Here is a 17,884-nt window from a genome sequence, read left to right as displayed (position 1 = left end):
TCCTGTGTAAGTTTATTGGGAACAAGGGCATTATATCATTGCGGGTTATTCGTACACCCAGCGTTTGTGTGTAATCATGAAGAACGCGAACACTCCGCCAGCCAGCAATCCGCCGAGAATGCTCCTGCCTCTCCTGAAGCCAGAACGCCGGGCCGCGAAGTCTATGCCGCACTTCTCCGATAAACCTTTGAGGTTGAGGACGTGAAGGACAGGGACTCCTGCGCGCAAGGCATTTCCCGCGAGACCGTTTCCGCCGTCGAGATTGTCTGAGGGGTAGACGATGCCAGCCGGAAGATTCAGGCTCATGCTGTCCGTGCCCATGCTAGAAGCGTTGCCGCCGATGTTCACAACGAGCTTGCTGCCGGCAATATAGCCTGACTTCAGCGCAACAAGTTCGTCGAGCGTGAGGCCTTTCACCATCACATCATCACTGACACTGCCCTGAAGAATTCGCTTCGTTTCTTCGTCCATGCCGACAGCGTTCTCGTTTGTGCCGCCTAACGTGCAGAAGACGGGACGTGTCTTGAGGAAACCTCCGCGACGCAAGATGTCCAGCATCGCCGCGAGATTCAGCCCTTCGCGGTTAGCCCCCCACGACGAAGAACCCAGAGACAGCATGAACGTAACCTCAAGCCCCAGCTCCTCGCACGCCGCCAGACACGAATACACCATCGCGGGGAAACTTGACGACGCGGACACGAGCACTTTGTCTCCGCGCGTTAAATTAAGTTCCCTGAACCACCGCGTGAACTGCACTGCCCAGAGCGGGTCTGTACTGCACTGCTTTGCGGGAAGGCTGCCCAGTGTCGTGGTGATTTCGCTGAACTCAACACCGATGAACCCGGAACGGTACGGGTCATGCTCCGTATCAACGCCGACAGAGTTCCAGAGGAATTGCTGTGCGGAAAGTATCTTGCGGAAGAGGCGGGTCTCCTTGCTGCTCAGCGTGCTGTGAAAAAGCAGAAAGATGATGAGGATTATAACTGTAAGGACTATCAGGCGCGTGTAATTGGTCATGGCATCAACCCCGTGAGCATTATTGTCGTGAGAGTACATGATACAGCACCGCACAAGGTCATAACGATGCCCTGACGGTTTATGTCGCAGGCAACAAGTCCCGGCACGACGAACCCTGCAGACGGCAGAACCTCACGCAGCAGTACCGCGAGAATCATTGCACAGCCCGTGCGTTCAGTGCCCCAGAGGTCAAGCCGTCGGGAGAGTGCCTCAATGGCAGGAGCAAGCACAGCCCCTGCAACAAGGCAGAGCGCGATTCGTTCGGGAGGGTACAGCGCGAGTAGGCCGGGAGTGATTATTCCGCCCACACCCCAGCCGGTGCGACGCTTCCAGACCAGACCAAGCAATATTCCGGTGATTAACGTGATTGTTGTGTGCATAGCAGGTAGTCGAGAGGCCAGCCCGCGACGTTTCCGCAGGCGAAGACTTTGCCTCTTCCGCGCCTCCATTCCTCAAAGCTGAAAGACTGTCTGCTGTCCGTGATAACTATATCCCTCCACTTTCTGCCGTCAATCCATCTCCTGAACACCTTGAGCCGCGCTGTCCTGTCGGGCCTGTGGTGGTAGAGCAGAGTAACTTCACGACTCGCCCAGCCCGTGAGCGTGAAGAGCATCTCTGTGCTCTCTGTGTCGTTGGCGGAGAACGCGCAGGCCAGCAAGTCATCACCTTCACCGAGAATCCTGAAGTCAGCGACATCCGGCGGGACAGCCTCGAGGACTTCACGCGCAACGTTCACGCCTGAGAGCCTCAGTGCCTCCAGCGCAAGATTTATGTTGCCGGTGCGGAAGTCTGCGGTGTCTTGGCCAAGAAGAACGGGCGCGTTATAGGGAACTCCCTTCATGATGGCGCGGTACGCGGAGTCTTCTCCGTAGCCCCACGCGTCCTGATGGTCGGGGCGGGTGTTGGTGATGACGGTCAGTGTCGGGCTGAGCCAGTGCGCGGCGGCGGGCTGAAGTTCGGGTGAAACTGCGCTGTTCTCGAGGACGATTGCTTCTGCGTCAGAAGGAAGGCTGCGAAGCCACCAGAGCATTTCGCGGATGTTGACGGGGGAGTCGCGGCGGATGATTCTTTCGCCGGAAGGTGTGAGCGAGCGGGGCAGGACTCCTGTTATGCGGGCGTAGGCGTTGAGGCCGTAAGAGAGCAGGCCTGCGTGAATCAGGCGGACGAGGGAGGATTTGCCCCGTGTGCCGGTTACTAGGATGCGAATAGGACTGTTCAGCAATGTGCCGCCTTCTCTGCGTTATGGTATAATCAAATGCAGGGTCGGAGAAGAGGAATCCGCCCTGCGTTGAAAGAGAAGAATTTTCTCGGTTTGGTTAGCCTACAAATCTATCCCACAGAAGGATAGCGAGGCGAATTACCCAATAAAGAGTTGCGGCGAGGATATCGATACGGAATGGACTCCTCGCCGTTCTCTTTTTCCGAGATTTCGTCTTAGAGGACATATGATGCACCTCCTGACTGCACGGCAAGATTCCCCGTAAGGATGAGGCGTGCCGAGAACCCAAGACTTCAGGCTCTCCTCACCCGAGACCTCTTCGAAGTGAGAGTATTATAGCAGACTTTACCGCCCCACTAACCTGCTGACCTGCACCCCCACTTCATACAGCACCAGCATAGGCATTCCCAGCGCAACCTGCGACAAGACATCCGGCGGAGTAAGTATCGCCGCAACCGTAAATATCGCCAGAATCACATACTTACGCGCTGACGTGAGGCTCTCGTAACTCGTCCATCCCATCCTCGTCGTCAGGTACAGCACCACAGGAAGCTGGAACGCCGCTCCGAACGGCAGAATGAACCCGAACAGAAACCCCACGTACTTATCGAGCGACAACATAGGCACAGCCAGATTGTCCCCAGCAACAAGGAAGAAGTCCACCGCCAGCATATACACCGCCCCGTAACAGAACGTTACCCCCAGCAGAAACAGCGTCAGTGCAATGCCGAACATCAGCTTGAACATTCTTTTCTCGCGCGGGTAAAGGGCAGGCCTGATGAAGCTCCACAGCTCCCAGATTATTATGGGACTGGAGAGTATTACTGCGGCAACAAACGATACCTTGAGCTTGGTGATAAGGGCTTCGGACATCGCGGTGTAGATTATCTCGATGCCTTTGGCCTTTATGGGATTGATGATCCATGCCATCAAGTAATCCACTGCCAGAAGGTACACCAGCACAAATGCAGCCAGCACTGACACGACAGACACGACTACTGCCCTGCGCAGTGCCATAAGGTGGGACAGAAGCGTCCCCTGTTCACCGTCCACGTTATGCCTTCGCGTCCTCTCCTTCGGCGGGCTTGTCCTTGAGCTCGTCCCGGAACTCCTTGATGCTCCGGCCTAAGGCTTTGCCCACTCCTCCCAGCTTGCTGCCTCCGAACAGAACAAGCGCAAGAAAAATCAACAACAATATTTCTGAGATTCCAAGATGCATGATTACGTCTACTCCTCCTGACTTTTTATGGAACTGTCGAGCTGAGCTATTCCCTCGCGGATTTCTGCTGTGCTGTCCTCGAGGGAGAGATCAGACTTCAGCCGGCCAAGTTCCTGATTGATGCTTCCTTCTGTGGTGCTGAGTTCACGTTCAAGGTCATCGAGCTGAAGCTCAGCGCGTACTTCCTTCGCGAGGGAACGGAAACGCCTGACCAGCCTTGCCAGCCATCGCGCGACTTTGGGCAGGTCTTTCGGGCCGACAACAACGAAAGCTATCAGCAGTATCACCAGCAGTTCCGAGAATCCTACACTGAACAGGCGCGTTCCCTCCCCCGAACTATATTCCCTTGACGGCGTTCTCGCCCGCAACCTTGCCGTAGTAGAGTGCCATTGCGTGGCTCAAGCCTTTGAGGCCGATCGGGTACTGAAGCCCGAAGCGTCCTCCCTGCATGTTCCCGGCGACGTACAAGCCCCTGATTATGTCTCCGCAGACCTGACGGCCTTCATCGTCGGTTATCTCTCTGAACGTGTGGCAGTCCTCGTCTGACTCGAGGCCTCCTATGCACGTAAGCATAAGTGCTGTGCTGAACATGTCCGCGTAGAACGGAGCTTTTACGACGGGCACGAGGCGCGATGGTACTTTGTTGAAGTCCTCGTCTAGACCCTGAGTGCACATCTCGTTGTAGCGTTTGATGGAGGCTAAGGCGGTCTGCTGGGCCTTCGGGTCGTTGGGGTACATCTTGGCCACGAGTTCCTCGAGAGTATCGGCCTTGATGCAGCGTCCGTCAGCGACTGCGGCTTCAAGCTGGTAGGGGCTCTTCCAGTTGCGGTAGGTACGGTTGTTCTTGGGTGCCTGCTCAATCGACGTGTAGGGCTCGTAGTAGCATGCTCCTCCGTGTGCGGCGGGCATGTGCGTAACCTGTTCCGGCCAGTCAGAGTCGAAGATCTGCCACGACTTCATGAGACGTACCGCCTCAATCTGGTTCTCCAGCTGCTGTCCCGGCAAATCCTCACACATGAAGCGTCTTCCGTCAACGTCAAGGTTCAGGAAGCCCGCATTCCCCATCACGCCAACGCCCGACAAGTCCGCTCCGCCGCCCATGTGGTGAATCATCGGCGACACAAAACCGCTGACCTTCGCGCCGATCCATGCTCCGAGATGGAGGCCGTCGCCCTGATTCGTGCGCTGTCCGTTCACGTCGATCGAGGTGAATAGCCTGTTGTTCTTATGGGTCTTCATGATGTCGGGCGCGAAGTGGTACATTGCCGCATCGTTTGAGCCGAAATCTCCCGTCGAGAGAATCACTCCCTTAGACGCGGTAACCTTGAGGTACTTGCCCTTTGTCGGCGAGCCCGGCATGTCGTCGAGAGCGTAGACTCCCACGCACCTGCCGTCCGACATGATTAACTTCTTGCCGAAGTGCCCGAAGTATCCTTTGACCTTGCCGGTGTCTAATGCCCTCTGCCAGTTCGCAATAAACGTTTTCTGCTGGCTCGGCAAAAACTCTACGGAGGTCGGGAAGCACGGGAAACGTTCTTCCTTCCAGTTGTAGACGTGCTCCACTCCGTACTTGTCCTTGTAGGATGGAAGAGGCCTGTAGATCGGCACGAGGAAGTCATCAGCGTTTTCGTCCTCGATGGGCTGTCTGGTCTCGTCGGCAATAAACAGATGCTCGTCGCCCTTCATGAACCAGTCGAAGGCTTCTCCGATGTTGTGCGCCCACTTGGCCATGATTGTGCGTTTCGCGCGGTAACCTGACTCGTTGAGGTGCGAGTCTATGATAGTGTTGACCTCCTCAGCATTTAGTGCTCTTTCCGGCCAGCGTGCGTTGAGCGTCGGGCTGTTGATGACCGCGAACTCTCCCGAGCGGCAGTTAGGTGCAGCTCCGCACTCTATGCCTATGACGCTTGCCCCGAGTTCTGCGGCGGCACGAGCGGCACAGACTCCTGCCAGCCCGAGACCCACAACCACGACATCAGCCGTAACTTCCGCGTAAACGTCAGCGTCGTTGATTTCGGGTTCTTTGCCCAGCCAGTCAGTGTTTGGCCCGGCGGCGGCTTCCTCTGCTCCTTCGACGGAGAGACCCATTGCCTGAGCTACACAGTCTGCGGCGGCTTTCTTGGCGGCGTTGGTGGTTACTGTCGCGCCCGAAACTCCGTCAATCTCCGCACCCTGCGCGTTCTTGAGCTGCTCGGCGAGTACTGCTCCGGCAGGCTGTCCGATACCAGGAGTCTCGTCGCTGGTGTCAACGACAACGTCAAGTATGCTCGTCTCGTCGAACGTCATCGTTACCTTCACGTTGCTTTCAAGGCCGCGTGCACTCGCGGTGTAAGTTCCGGGCGTGTAGATCTTCTTGGCTTCCTGTGCTGAAGCTGTACTGCCCAGCATTGCCGACACTGCGACGCTTGCTGCTCCGGCGGCGGAAACTTTCAGGAAGTCGCGGCGTGATACTAATCTGCTCATAGACTTTCCTCCTTAATGTTGTGATTGGGAATTTACAGATTATACTCTATCGCAGAAAGAGATTCTTCATGCGGCAGAGCGTTAAGCATTTCGCTGATGGTCTTTCCGTTCACGGGATGCCTCCAGCCTTCCGGCACAACATCACCCAGAGGCACAAGCACGAACATTCGCTCAGGGATTCTTATGTGCGGAATGTCCAGCTCCTCCGAGTGGTACACCGCATCATCAATCAGCAGTATATCAATGTCAATCTTCCTTTCGCCCCACCGCACGGACGGCACCCGGCCAAGTTCCACCTCGAAGGCTTTGACCCTGTGAAGAAGCTCCAGCGGCGCAAACTCACCTTCAATCTTCACACACGCGTTCAGGTAGTCGGGCTGGGACACTCCTCCCCACGCAGAAGTCTCGTACACTCCGCTGACAGCCTCAAGTTTCCCGAGCGTCCCGAGTTTTGCGAGCGCGTCCCGCAAGTTCTGTAACCTGTCGCCCAAGTTTGAGCCTAAGCCGAAATATATATGCATCGAATAACTATCTCCCTGTATAATTCTCTCACTTCACATTACCCCAAATTTTACAGGAGGCGAATTTCATGGGCAAATTTGCATCAGAAGCAAAGGAACTCCTCGCCGCAATCGGGGGCAAGGAAAACATCGTAGCAGTGTCGCACTGCATCACACGAATGCGCTTCGTTCTCGGCGACCCCAAGAACGCGGACATTAAGCGCATCGAGGCCATCAAGTGCGTAAAGGGAACGTTCACGCAGGCCGGACAGTTTCAGGTGATAATCGGGAATGAGGTTGCTGACTTCTACAACGACTTCACAGAGGTTTCGGGGGTCTCCGGCGTGTCGAAGTCTGAGGTTAAGAGCATGTCGAAGCAGAACCAGAATATCCTTCAGCGGCTGATGACCTCGATTGCCGAGATTTTCGCTCCCCTTATCCCCGCAATCGTCGTCGGCGGTCTTATTCTGGGCTTCAGGAACGTCATCGACAGCATGGAGATTTTCGGCGGACAGACTCTCGTCGCTCAGAGCCAGTTCTGGGCAGGAGTTGACCACTTCCTGTGGCTGTTGGGCGAGGCGGTGTTCCACGTAGGAATCCCAGTCGGAATCTGCTGGACAATCATGAAGAAGATGGGTGGCACTGAAATGCTCGGCATCATTCTGGGTTTGACGCTCGTATCAGGCCAGCTCACGAATGCTTACGCGGTTGCTTCTGCTCTCGCGAACGGGACAATCAACCAGTGGAATTTCGGCTTCATCAAGGTGAACATGATAGGCTATCAGGCTCAGGTTCTCCCCGCAATGCTGGCGGCCTTCACCCTCGCTTACCTCGAGAGGTTCTTCAAGAAGGTAATTCCGCAGATTGTACAAATGATTCTTGTGCCGTTCTGCAGTCTCCTCCTCGCGATAATGGCGGCTCACTTCATACTTGGCCCCATCGGCTGGAAGATAGGCTCGTGGATTTCTGCGGCTGTCTATGCGGGCATCAGCGGCTCGTACCGTGTTGTGTTCGGAGCAGTCTTCGGGTTCTTCTACGCTCCGTTAGTCATCACGGGACTTCACCACATGAGCAACGCAATCGACCTCCAGCTTATCGCTGATTTCGGCGGGACTATGCTCTGGCCGATGATAGCACTCTCCAACATCGCACAGGGAAGCGCAGTTCTCGGAATGATATTTCTGCAGAGGAAGAGCGCAAAGGCTAAGGAGCTCAACATTCCGTCGTGCATCTCCTGCTATCTCGGCGTAACTGAACCCGCAATGTTCGGCGTGAACCTTAAGTACGTTTTCCCGTTCATCTGCGGAATGGCGGGCTCGTGCTGTGCGGCAATAATCAGCACAATGAACGGAGTAGCTGCCTCCGCAATCGGAGTCGGCGGCCTTCCCGGCGTTCTGTCAATCCAGCCCGCACACATCGCAACGTTCACGCTGTGCATGGCGGTAGCAGTTGTTGTGCCGTTCGTGCTGACTTATGCGGCGGGAAAGCGCAAGGGCATCGACAAGGAAGCTGACGAGGAAGCGGCGGCACTTGAGGCGGCAAACGGGCCTGTAGAGTTCCGTGCGTTCCTGTCGGGGAAGACGATACCCATCACCGAAGTACCTGATGCAACGTTTGCGGAGAAAGTTCTCGGCGACGGAATAGCCATCGAGCCGACTGACTATATACTTGTTGCGCCGGTTGATGCTGTAGTTGAGCAGACAATGGAGGGCAGCAACCACGCAATAGGCCTCGTTATGGCGAACGGGCTGGAGATTCTGCTGCACATCGGGCTTGACACTGTAGCAATGAACGGCGACGGGTTCACGATTCACGTTGCGGAAGGCGACAGGGTGAAGGCAGGGCAGGAGCTCATAACGTTTGACCCCGAGAAGATAAAGGCGGCGGGTCATCCCCTGACAACAATAATGGTAATCACGAACGATGCGGATTACGGCCTGACGTTCAACGCGGGGCTTGATGTCAAAGCGGCTGACCACGTCATAGCCAACGGCAAGAAAGCAGAGTAAATTTGCTGGGAAGGGTTAGGGTGCCGGTTGAAGTGTTAAATGTTCGGCAGGCCTTCACATTTAACAACCCGCCCACCCGCCCCCCAAAAACACAGGAGGAATAATCATGCTTGATAAGTATAAGAGCAGTGTTGTCTACCAAATATATATCAAGTCATTCTGCGACTCCAACGGCGACGGAATAGGAGACCTCAACGGCATTTGCTCGAAGCTGAACTACATCGCGAGCTTGGGCGTGAAATACATCTGGATTACACCGTTCTTCCTCTCGCCGATGGTCGACAACGGTTACGATGTCGCGGACTACAGAGCTGTTAATCCCATGTTCGGGACAATGGCTGACTGCGAGGCGTTAATCCGTGAGGCTGACGCTCTGGGTATCGGCTTAATGTTCGACATGGTGTTTAACCACACCTCGAGCCATCACGAGTGGTTCAAGCGCGCATTGGCCGGTGAGAAGGAGTACATGGACTACTACATCTTCCGGGACGGCGACAAGGACACTCCGCCTTCTGAATGGACGGCGGCTTTCGGGACTCCTGCGTGGGATTACGTGCCCTCGCTCGGCAAGTGGTATCTTCACCTTTTCGCGCCTGAACAGCCCGACCTCAACTGGGAGAACCCCAAAGTACGCGAAGAGCTGAAGAACGTTATACGCTTCTGGAAGGATAAAGGCGTAAAGGGCTTCAGGTTCGACGTGCTGAACCTCATCTCCAAGCCCGCAAGCCTCACAGAACCCAGAGACGGAAGCGGCCCGCGTTTCTGCAAGGACGGTCCTCATGTTCACGAATTCATCAGGGAACTGGTAGAGGACACCGGCATTGAGGACATGATTACCGTAGGCGAGATGTCATCGACGACGCTCGAGAACTGCATAAAGTATTCATCGCCCGCAAGCCACGAGCTGTCAATGTGCTTCAACTTCCACCACCTCAAGGTAGATTACAGGGACGGCGACAAGTTCTCGCTGATGCCCCCAGACCTGAAGCTCCTGCGGAATTACTTTGCGGAGTGGCAGGAAGGCATGGCGGCAACTGACGGGTGGAGCGCGGTATTCTGGTGCAACCACGACCAGCCGAGAATCGTCTCTCGCTTCGGCGACGAAGGGCGGTACTGGAAGGAGTCGGCAAAGATGCTGGGGACGTTCGTTCACTTCCTGCGCGGAACGCCGTACATCTATCAGGGAGAGGAACTCGGGATGACCAACGCGCACTACACGGACATTTCGCAGTACGACGATGTCGAGGCCATCAACTACTACAAGATACTTCTTGCGCGCGGAATGAGCGAGGCTGAAGCTCTCAACGTCCTTGCACAGCGTGCCCGCGACAACTCCCGCACACCGATGCAGTGGGATGCTTCACAGAACGCGGGCTTCACGTCGGGGACTTCGTGGCTGGGCATTCCCGAGAACTACACCAGCATAAACGCCGAAGCTGAGGAGTCAGACCCCGACTCAATCCTGAACTACTACCGCGAGCTCGTAAGGTTGAGGCAGGAACACCCCGTAATTGCCGAAGGAAGCATCAAGTTTTTGGAGACAGGCTGTGATGACGTTCTGGCCTATGAGCGCGAAGGCAGAGGCGAACACCTCGTCGTTATCTGCAATTTCAGCGGCGAGGACAGGACGGTGAAGGGCTTGGAGTTTCATGGCGAAATGCTGCTCGGGAACTACAAGGGCTCACACAAGATGCTGAAGCCTTATGAAGCAATGGTGCTGTCGGTCAAGCAGTAAACAGCGCAGAGCCTCTCAGTCTTTGGGGGGCTCTGTATTCTTTGAGAGTTCGCCTGTTCCACCCTCAACGACTCCTTCATGACGCGCCGCACTGAACACCGTACGCCACACGCACATTGCGTCGAACGCAAAACCTTCGCGCTGTACGTATTCCCCGTCAAGCCGTGCCTTCTCGGGAATCTCCAGCTCGTCCCTACCGTTGATCTGCGCCCAGCCCGTTAAGCCCGGACGTATGGCGTTCGCCCCGTACTTGTCGCGTTCGGCGAGAAGGTCATACTGATTCCACAGCGCAGGACGAGGCCCGACTATCGACATGTCGCCCTTGAGGATGTTGATTATCTGCGGGAGCTCGTCAATGCTGTACCTCCGCATCCATTTTCCGCACCTCAGAAGGTACTGCTCGGGGTCAGCTAGCATGTGCGTCGGCACGTCGTGTGGAGTGTCATTCCTCATCGAGCGGAACTTGTACATCATGAAGTGCCTCTTGTCCTTCCCGACTCTCTTCTGCGTGAAAAACGCGCTTCCTTTGTCCTCACGCTTAATCATCACGGCAAAAATCATCATCGGTACGGCCAAGACAACAAGAGCCGCCAGACTTAACACTACATCCAGCAGCCTCTTTCCGAACAGCTTATACATCCAGCGTACTTTTGAAGTACTCTATTGTTTCCTTAAGGCCGTCCTCAAGTTTGATTGTCGGTGTCCAGTCAAGCTCCTTCTTGGCCAGCTCAATCACGGGCTTGCGCTGTGTCGGGTCATCCGCAGGAAGGGGCATGTACACAATCTTTGACTTCGAGCCCGTCAGCCTCAGCACCATTTCCGCAAGCTCGAGCATCGTGAACTCTCCTGGATTGCCCAAGTTCACAGGCCCGGTGAAACCGTCGCGGCTGTTCATCATGCGTATCATTCCCTCGACGAGGTCGCTCACGAAACAGAAGCTCCGTGTCTGCGTTCCGTCGCCGTAAATCGTAATGTCCTCTCCCCTCAGTGCCTGAACGATGAAGTTGCTTACGACTCGGCCGTCATCACTGCGCATACGGGGGCCGTAAGTGTTGAAGATTCTCACGACCTTAATATCTACGTGGTGCTGTCTGTGGTAGTCGAAGAACAGCGTCTCCGCGATTCTTTTGCCCTCGTCGTAGCATGAACGTATGCCGATCGTGTTCACGCATCCCCTATAGCTCTCGGGCTGGGGGTGGACTTCAGGGTCTCCGTAGACTTCGGAGGTAGAAGCCTGCAGGATTCGCGCGTGGCATCTTTTCGCGAGTCCCAGAGTGTTAAGCGCGCCCATGAAACACGCCTTGCTGGTTTTTATCGGGTCGTACTGGTAATGAATAGGCGACGCAGGACACGCGAGGTTGTAGATCTGGTCGCACTCAACGTAAATATTCTCGATTATGTCGTGCCGTATGAACTCGAAATAATCATTGCCCATCAAGTGCCTGATGTTCCGCTTCTGGCCGGTGAACATGTTGTCGACGCATATAACGTCGTTGCCTTGCTCGAGCAGCTTTTCGCAGAGGTGTGAGCCGATGAAGCCCGCTCCTCCTGTAACTAGTATCCGTTTTCCTGACATAGTATCGTCCTTTCTAGGTGATAGCGAGATTATAGCAGTGATTGACTTTTTCGGGGAAACTGATAAAATTTCTCACTGTTCACGAAGAACTAACACAACTAATCACGCTGGGAATTGGTGCAACGGCAGCACACCTGACTCTGGATCAGGCAATTGGGGTTCGAATCCCTGATTCCCAGCCAATTGATTCAAAGACGACGGAAGAAATTACTCCCTGTTTAGAGAATATCTAGGCAGGGAGTTTTTCTATACCCATTCAAGGGGGAAAAGTTCATGTTATCGTTCATCATTCTCTATGCAGTGATTCTTGTTGCGCTCGGAGCATTCATCGGCCGCAGGGCAAAATCCGCATCAGACTTCTTCGTGGCGGGACGCAATTTCGGGAGCGGACTTCTCTTCACGACGTTAATCGCCGCGAATCTCGGAGCAGGTTCGACCGTCGGAGTAACGGCCTTAGCGTACCAGTGGGGGCTGTCGGCGTGGTGGTGGATAGGCAGCGCGGGAATAGGCTCAATGATTCTTGCGTTCCTTGTCGGGCCGAGAATCTGGAGGCTTGCGCGCGAAAAGAATTACTACACGCTGAGCGACTATCTCGACGCACGTTACAGCAAAATGTTTTCAGGGTTAATCTCGGTGATGATGTCCGTCGGAACTCTCGCACTCTTCGCCGGTCAGTTATTGGGCATAGCGTGGATTCTGGAGGTTGTTGCTGACGTGCCCAAAACTCAGGGAGTCATAGCCGGTGCTCTGGTAACTACGCTGTACTTTGCGGCGGGAGGCCTTCTCTCGAGCGCAATCGTCAACATCGTTGAAGTTGCTGTGATTCTGGCGGGTTTCGTCATCGCAGTGCCGTACGTGTGGCAGTTCTCGGGCGGGCTTGAAGGAATACGCGGAGCTGTCAGCAGTGCTACATACTTTGACGCGTTCGGGATGGGAGCAGGTGCTATTGTAGGGTATCTCGTAATGCTCGTTCCGTCGTTCTTCATCTCGCCGGGCTTAATCGGGAAAGTTTTTGCGGCTCGCGACGAGAGGGCTATTCGCTGGGGTACGGCAATGAACGGCCTCGTTCAGCTCGTGTTCGCGGTTATTCCAGTGATAATCGGCATGGCGTGCTTTGCGGTCTTCCCGAACCTCTCCCGCAATGACCTTGCACTTCCGACAGCCATGAAGGAGATGATGCCCTTCGGTGCGGCGTGCCTTGCGCTTGCGGGAATTTTCGCGGCGGAGGTCAGTACTGCGGACACGGTGCTATACATGCTGGCTGGTTCTCTGGTCAATGACCTCTACAGACGCTTCATCAATCCCGAAATCTCTGACCGCAAATTACTTCTATCATCGCGTGTAACATCGCTTGTATGCGGGGTTATCGGCGTGGTTCTTGCGCTGAGGCTCGAGAGCATAATCTCTGCGCTGACTATCTTCTACTCGCTCATGAGCGTGTCTCTGGCCGCCCCGCTGGTTTTCGGGCTGTTCACGCGCAGAGCCTCGAACGCCGGAGCTGTACTGTCCGCCGTGCTGGGAATCGCCCTCACTGTATACATGACGTTTTCGGGAGCGGCACTCACTGTGTGGGGAGTAAGACTGAACGCTTCGACCTGCGGAATAATCCTGTCGTTCGCGGTTATGTGCGTGTCGGTGATGGTTCTTCCCGCCCCCAGAGACTGAGAGCGGGAGATTTTCTGCTACATTCCTGAGGCAGCTACGCAGGCTCTCACCACAACATCAGCTGCCTCGCCTTTAGTTACAGGGCGGCCGTAATAGAACTCGCTCTCTATTCCGTACACATCCAGAACCCCCAGCTTCCCGAGAACTTCCACGTACTCCGAGTTCCTGTGCTTGCCGACCTTGAAGGGTATGTGCGCGTTTCTTGCAGGCTTTATGTCCCTCAGTGCCGGAAAAGCGTCGTACACCGCCTTAGCGAGGTCTCCGCGAGAAAGCAGGTTGTGTCCCTTGCCCTCCAGAACATCACCCTTCGCCGGAATCTTCATCGCTTCCTGCGCCCGCCGAAGAATGCCGTTCATGTCGTAGCGGGTGATTATGTCGTTCACGCCAAAGACTCCTTTGTCCGCTCCCTTGATGAGTGCCATTGCGATGACGGGGTCGTCTATGTCGTCGATCTTGTAGGACGGCGCATGAGGGTATTCGTTGGCAGGAATTAGCCCCCACATGTTGGAGACCTGTACGCTCTTGTTGATGCTGTGTTCCGGCGGAACGTCAGAGTACTTGCACAGCGACAGAGACACTCCAGCCTTCAGAAGCTCCCACTGAACGCGCATCGGGTGAACCTCGCGGGGCTGCTTTCCGTCCTTCACGCATAATGCCGCGAGTGCTCCTGCGGCCTGCCCCGTCATCATTGTTATGGGCTGAAGCCTCAGTGCTCCGGAAGCAAGGCGGGTCATCGACAAGTTCTTCTCTGCCGCAATTAGCCCGTCAACCTTCGCCGGAACAAGAATGTCCATCGGCACCTGAAACGGTCCGCGAGGCCTGTTTATCATCGCAGACTGAGCACGTTCCTCAAGATCCCACTCCATGTCTGCGTCCGTGTTTGCTCCGTGAAGATCGAGAATGTATCCGCCGATTGCTATTGCGTTGTTGAACTCGTGGCTTGTCTGTCCGTCCCTGTAGCTCAAGGAGTTCTGCAGGAGCTCGTGTGATGTCAGAGTGTGCCTGCCGATTACGCGCCTTGATTCTCTGACGTAGGGGATGACGGGTATCCGGCGGACTATCTCCTGCCAGTCCTGAGGAAGGCCGCGTGCTGCTTCGGGAAGGATTCTGTTCTTGTACTCGTCATCAGCAACTGACCATTCTTCGCCGAGTTCGTTTTGTACGTACCAGATGAAGTGCAGTGTCTTGATGAGTGCCTCGCGCTCGACCTGAAGCCGCAAATTCCTGTCCTCAAGGTAGCTTACGGGAAGTCCTCTGCGTCCGTCCGTCCAGCCGTATGTTCCCGGGTAATCGTTGCCCCAGTTCACGCTGGTCTTGGTGATGTAGGGGCGGTTCTCTTTGTCCGCGTCGTAGCTGTAGGGGTTGGAGCTGTCGGGAAGTCCTCTGTAGGCGTTGTGCGTCATGAAGTTTACTGGTGTTGCGACGGGGTACGTGTTCCTGAAGTTGAAGCCGTCGGCACTGACGAAGCTCTCATAGTTGCGTTTCGCCAGCTCGTAGCCCGGAAGAGGCCGCGAAGGCCGCAGGTGCGAGGGAACTCCGCTCGCGTACTTGTGGAGCACTACTGTCCATGTGATGTTCTGAATCATTGCGTCATGGTTGAGGAACTTCGAGACAGAGTTTCCCGCCCTGTACTCAGCTCCTGCGAGAGGCAGAACGTCCCCGTATTCCGTCGCGTCAATAAGAACCTTGCAGGTATAACGCCGCGTAGAGTTGTCGCCGGTTCTGACCGTTACGCCGGTAACAGTGTTCTTGTCCTTCTGCACGCTGATAATCTCCGAGTGCATCAGGAACTCCAGCGTCCCGTGCCTGCGTGCCTCGTTAATCATGCCCACTAATGCTTCCTGCCCGACGTGGGGCTCAAAGGCTGTACTCCGTGAGTCCCAGTAGCATGTACCCATAGACTTGCCCCGCGAGTCGTAATAACTCTTTATGCGGCTGATGAACTCAGCGTATATTCCGCTCTTCTGCCGGCTCATGTCGTCCATGTTGGAGACTCCTGCGGCGGTTGCTTGGCCTCCGATCCACGTGCTGGGCTCGACGACGAGAACGTTTGCTCCCATTCTTGCGGCCTGGATTGCGGCGGAGATTCCTCCTGTGCCTCCTCCGGCAATGATGATCTCGTAGGAACTTCTGGGCTGGCGGGAAGCAGAGAGAGAAGGCGAGGCAGAGGCCAGCAGCATCAATGAGACAGCAAAAACTTTCAAGACATTCAAGATGTGATACTTCCTCCTGAGCAAAATAATCTGTATATGATACACTCAAACAATTTCAGGAGGCACAAAAAATTTTCGCCCGCGCCATGTTACAATGTAGCAGTTCGAAGCTGCGGCAATAGTATTAGTGAAAGGATTGACACTCAATGAAAGGTCGTGTAAAATTCGGCGTTCGGCGTTCGGCGTTGACTCTTTTGCTCTAAAATCACCCTGTCAGGCTCGTGTCCTGTCTGCTTCCGTGAAAGGCAGGGACTGACAGATGGGAATACTCAGCAAGGTACGTACACTTTTCCGCGTCTGGGACACAGAAAGATTCCTCAACAACATTAAGTTTCTCATCAAGAATGACATTCAAGTAACCCTGAAAGACGAGATACTTGAAGACTGCCTGTTTCAGCTGGACGAACTGCGCGAACTGGTTATGCCGCACGTTCCCGAGATTCTGGACATGCACCACAGCTTGAGCCGCCTCGAAGAACAGCCCAAGAGCTTCGCACGGTTCGGAGACGGTGAAGTTGCCATAATGCAGGGTCGTGATATACGGTTCCAGAAGTATGACCCAGCGCTTTCGGAGAAAATGTACCGGGTTCTGCAGGACAAGCGTGATGATATGTACGTGGGAATTAACGGGCTTTATTTCCATTCCGTACGGCTTCAGAACATCACGGAAGAAGGAGTAGCGTTCCATTACAAGATGGATACGCAGCTGCGAAGATTCTTCATGGAGCACGCCAATCCCGAAACAACTTATCTTGATGCTACATGTCTGTGCGGCTTCTTCCGTTTTGCGGATAACGATGCGTATGCTGACTTTGTACGCAGGAAGAAGAAGCTCTTTGAGGGCAGGAAGATAGCCCTTGTTACAGGAAAAAGCGTCCTCGCCAAACTGGATTATGACATCTTCGAGCACGCCGCCAGCAAAGTCATCATCGACGCTCCGTCAAAACATGCATTCGGCGCATACGACTCGATACTGCGGGACATCTCCAGCAACGTCAGCAAGGACACGCTTATATGCCTGATACTCGGACCTACAGCAACTGCAATGGCCGCAGACCTGACCGACATGGGATATATGGCTTGGGACATAGGGCACATAGCGAAAGACTATGATGCCTACATGAAGAATCTCGACAGGACACCCCGAGCTCAGCGCGAATTTTTTGCGCCGGACTAGTTCGCGAAGAGCTCTTTCAGGCTCTCAGTATACGGCGGCCAAGCAATCCCGTGCTCCGTAACGATTCCCGTAATCAGTGCATGGTCTGTTACGTCGAACGCAGGGTTGTAGACCTTCACGCCCTCAGGTGCCATCCTCCGGCTGTACCACATCTCCGTAACCTCTTCAGCCGGACGCTCTTCTATCACGATGTCTGCTCCCGTCGAAATGCTCATGTCGATTGTCGATGTCGGCCCGAGAACGTAGAACGGTATCCCGTAATGTTTCGCGAGAATTGCCACGCCTGACGTGCCGATTTTGTTGCACGCGTCCCCGTTCGCCGCTACTCTGTCGCACCCCACAAACACAGCATCAATCCAGCCGTTCTTCATGACCTGCGAAGCCATGTTGTCGCAGATTAATGTGGTGTCCACGCCGTCAGCCAGAAGCTCGAACGTCGAGAGCCGCGCGCCCTGAAGCAGAGGCCTCGTCTCGTCGCAGTACACACGGAAATTCATTCCTCTTTCACGGCCGAGATGTATCGGGGCTAAAGCTGTCCCGTATTTCGAGGTCGCTAACTGCCCGGCGTTGCAGTGGGTCAGTATTCCGTCGCCGTCGTGAATGAGTGTCAGCCCCCATTCGCCGATCTTCCTGCACATCTCCGTGTCCTCTGCCTTGATTGCGATGGCTTCCCTCCGCAGAAGTTCAACTATCCCTTCAATGCTCCTGCCTTCGTTGTCCGTAACAACCTTCTCCATTCGGTTAAGTGCCCACGAGAGATTTACTGCCGTCGGACGCGCGGAGTTCAGGTACTCCTTTGCCTCGTGGAACTGCACGAAGAACGACATGTAGTCCTCCGCGTGAATGTCCCTCGCCGCAAGGTACACGCCGAATGCCGCCGCTATTCCGATGGCCGGTGCTCCTCTGACCTGGAGGGTACGGATTGCCCGCCAGATTTCCGGCTGTGTCGTGAGGTGAAGTATCTCGATGCTGTTAGGGAGCTTTGTCTGGTCGAGGATAACAAGTGCGTCGTCGTCAAGCGATACTGTTTCGACTGATAATATGTGCATGATTGCCGCCTTCGTTTTTGGGATTCCTTGCCCGCTGATTAT

Annotated in this window: 16 protein-coding genes and 1 tRNA gene; 5 read left to right on the top strand and 12 right to left on the bottom strand. The window is 55.0% G+C overall.

Annotated features, from left to right (window positions below; all coding sequences use genetic code 11):
• Nucleotides 1-45 precede the first annotated feature (45 nt).
• The 8 genes from pgsW to folK form a co-directional block, all read right to left on the bottom strand.
• A complete protein-coding gene (gene pgsW / locus IJT02_01780) occupies nucleotides 46-1,017 on the bottom strand; it encodes a poly-gamma-glutamate system protein (protein ID MBQ7543654.1) in 972 nt (323 codons plus the stop codon).
• Nucleotides 1,014-1,397, bottom strand: coding sequence for a capsule biosynthesis protein CapC (locus tag IJT02_01775; protein MBQ7543653.1), 384 nt, complete (start codon nucleotides 1,395-1,397; stop codon nucleotides 1,014-1,016). Before IJT02_01775 ends, pgsW begins: the two co-directional genes overlap by 4 nt.
• Nucleotides 1,376-2,239: a capsule biosynthesis protein CapB gene (locus tag IJT02_01770; GenBank protein MBQ7543652.1), complete on the bottom strand. Its 864-nt coding sequence runs from the start codon at nucleotides 2,237-2,239 to the stop codon at nucleotides 1,376-1,378. The genes IJT02_01775 and IJT02_01770 overlap by 22 nt, the downstream gene beginning before the upstream one ends.
• 342 nt (nucleotides 2,240-2,581) lie before the next feature.
• A complete protein-coding gene (tatC, locus tag IJT02_01765; GenBank protein MBQ7543651.1) occupies nucleotides 2,582-3,289 on the bottom strand; it encodes a twin-arginine translocase subunit TatC in 708 nt (235 codons plus the stop codon).
• Between the two features lies 1 nt (nucleotide 3,290).
• Nucleotides 3,291-3,455 carry a twin-arginine translocase TatA/TatE family subunit gene (locus tag IJT02_01760; GenBank protein MBQ7543650.1) on the bottom strand — a complete coding sequence of 55 codons (165 nt, stop codon included), beginning with the start codon at nucleotides 3,453-3,455 and terminating at the stop codon, nucleotides 3,291-3,293.
• An 8-nt stretch (nucleotides 3,456-3,463) separates the two neighbouring features.
• Nucleotides 3,464-3,742: a twin-arginine translocase TatA/TatE family subunit gene (locus IJT02_01755; GenBank protein MBQ7543649.1), complete on the bottom strand. Its 279-nt coding sequence runs from the start codon at nucleotides 3,740-3,742 to the stop codon at nucleotides 3,464-3,466.
• Between the two features lie 49 nt (nucleotides 3,743-3,791).
• Nucleotides 3,792-5,918 carry an FAD-binding protein gene (locus IJT02_01750; GenBank protein MBQ7543648.1) on the bottom strand — a complete coding sequence of 709 codons (2,127 nt, stop codon included), beginning with the start codon at nucleotides 5,916-5,918 and terminating at the stop codon, nucleotides 3,792-3,794.
• Between the two features lie 32 nt (nucleotides 5,919-5,950).
• A complete protein-coding gene (folK, locus tag IJT02_01745; GenBank protein MBQ7543647.1) occupies nucleotides 5,951-6,439 on the bottom strand; it encodes a 2-amino-4-hydroxy-6-hydroxymethyldihydropteridine diphosphokinase in 489 nt (162 codons plus the stop codon).
• Between the two features lie 68 nt (nucleotides 6,440-6,507).
• Between folK and treP the strand changes: the two genes are divergently transcribed.
• Both treP and IJT02_01735 read left to right on the top strand, forming a co-directional pair.
• Nucleotides 6,508-8,427: a PTS system trehalose-specific EIIBC component gene (gene treP / locus IJT02_01740; protein ID MBQ7543646.1), complete on the top strand. Its 1,920-nt coding sequence runs from the start codon at nucleotides 6,508-6,510 to the stop codon at nucleotides 8,425-8,427.
• A 106-nt stretch (nucleotides 8,428-8,533) separates the two neighbouring features.
• On the top strand, nucleotides 8,534-10,162 hold the full coding sequence (locus IJT02_01735) for an alpha,alpha-phosphotrehalase (GenBank protein MBQ7543645.1): 1,629 nt from the start codon (nucleotides 8,534-8,536) through the stop codon (nucleotides 10,160-10,162).
• Between the two features lie 15 nt (nucleotides 10,163-10,177).
• Here IJT02_01735 and IJT02_01730 read toward each other — a convergent pair whose 3' ends face one another.
• Complete coding sequence (locus tag IJT02_01730; protein MBQ7543644.1) at nucleotides 10,178-10,801, bottom strand: sugar transferase; 624 nt, start codon at nucleotides 10,799-10,801, stop codon at nucleotides 10,178-10,180.
• On the bottom strand, nucleotides 10,794-11,738 hold the full coding sequence (locus tag IJT02_01725) for an SDR family oxidoreductase (GenBank protein MBQ7543643.1): 945 nt from the start codon (nucleotides 11,736-11,738) through the stop codon (nucleotides 10,794-10,796). The genes IJT02_01730 and IJT02_01725 overlap by 8 nt, the downstream gene beginning before the upstream one ends.
• Before the next feature lie 108 nt (nucleotides 11,739-11,846).
• Here IJT02_01725 and IJT02_01720 point away from each other — a divergent pair.
• Together IJT02_01720 and IJT02_01715 are read left to right on the top strand one after the other, a co-directional pair.
• Nucleotides 11,847-11,920: transfer RNA gene (locus tag IJT02_01720), tRNA-Gln, on the top strand.
• A gap of 91 nt (nucleotides 11,921-12,011) precedes the next feature.
• Nucleotides 12,012-13,403: a sodium:solute symporter family protein gene (locus IJT02_01715; GenBank protein MBQ7543642.1), complete on the top strand. Its 1,392-nt coding sequence runs from the start codon at nucleotides 12,012-12,014 to the stop codon at nucleotides 13,401-13,403.
• 17 nt (nucleotides 13,404-13,420) lie between these two features.
• Here the strand turns inward: IJT02_01715 and IJT02_01710 are convergent, their stop codons facing one another.
• Nucleotides 13,421-15,616 (bottom strand): FAD-dependent oxidoreductase, encoded by a 2,196-nt coding sequence (locus IJT02_01710; GenBank protein MBQ7543641.1) that lies wholly within the window; start codon nucleotides 15,614-15,616, stop codon nucleotides 13,421-13,423.
• Between the two features lie 259 nt (nucleotides 15,617-15,875).
• Between IJT02_01710 and IJT02_01705 the strand changes: the two genes are divergently transcribed.
• On the top strand, nucleotides 15,876-16,793 hold the full coding sequence (locus IJT02_01705; protein ID MBQ7543640.1) for a DUF1792 domain-containing protein: 918 nt from the start codon (nucleotides 15,876-15,878) through the stop codon (nucleotides 16,791-16,793).
• On the opposite strand, the gene mtnA is transcribed toward IJT02_01705, so the two are convergent.
• Nucleotides 16,790-17,842 carry an S-methyl-5-thioribose-1-phosphate isomerase gene (gene mtnA, locus IJT02_01700; GenBank protein ID MBQ7543639.1) on the bottom strand — a complete coding sequence of 351 codons (1,053 nt, stop codon included), beginning with the start codon at nucleotides 17,840-17,842 and terminating at the stop codon, nucleotides 16,790-16,792. The genes IJT02_01705 and mtnA overlap by 4 nt on opposite strands.
• Between the last annotated feature and the right edge of the window lie 42 nt (nucleotides 17,843-17,884).

The sequence above is a fragment of the Synergistaceae bacterium genome, assembly GCA_017450125.1.
Lineage (GTDB): Bacteria > Synergistota > Synergistia > Synergistales > Aminobacteriaceae > JAFUXM01.
Note: the sequence above shows the minus strand (reverse complement) of the source record. Positions and strands in the feature narration are given on the sequence as shown.

Coding starts and splice junctions, on each gene's coding strand:
- IJT02_01730 (MBQ7543644.1), bottom strand. CDS start 10,801: ATGTATAAGCTGTTCGGAAAGAGGCTGCTGGATGTAGTGTTAAGTCTG.
- IJT02_01715 (MBQ7543642.1), top strand. CDS start 12,012: ATGTTATCGTTCATCATTCTCTATGCAGTGATTCTTGTTGCGCTCGGA.
- IJT02_01775 (MBQ7543653.1), bottom strand. CDS start 1,397: ATGCACACAACAATCACGTTAATCACCGGAATATTGCTTGGTCTGGTC.
- treP (MBQ7543646.1), top strand. CDS start 6,508: ATGGGCAAATTTGCATCAGAAGCAAAGGAACTCCTCGCCGCAATCGGG.
- mtnA (MBQ7543639.1), bottom strand. CDS start 17,842: ATGCACATATTATCAGTCGAAACAGTATCGCTTGACGACGACGCACTT.
- pgsW (MBQ7543654.1), bottom strand. CDS start 1,017: ATGACCAATTACACGCGCCTGATAGTCCTTACAGTTATAATCCTCATC.
- IJT02_01705 (MBQ7543640.1), top strand. CDS start 15,876: ATGGGAATACTCAGCAAGGTACGTACACTTTTCCGCGTCTGGGACACA.
- IJT02_01760 (MBQ7543650.1), bottom strand. CDS start 3,455: ATGCATCTTGGAATCTCAGAAATATTGTTGTTGATTTTTCTTGCGCTT.
- IJT02_01750 (MBQ7543648.1), bottom strand. CDS start 5,918: ATGAGCAGATTAGTATCACGCCGCGACTTCCTGAAAGTTTCCGCCGCC.
- IJT02_01725 (MBQ7543643.1), bottom strand. CDS start 11,738: ATGTCAGGAAAACGGATACTAGTTACAGGAGGAGCGGGCTTCATCGGC.
- IJT02_01735 (MBQ7543645.1), top strand. CDS start 8,534: ATGCTTGATAAGTATAAGAGCAGTGTTGTCTACCAAATATATATCAAG.
- folK (MBQ7543647.1), bottom strand. CDS start 6,439: ATGCATATATATTTCGGCTTAGGCTCAAACTTGGGCGACAGGTTACAG.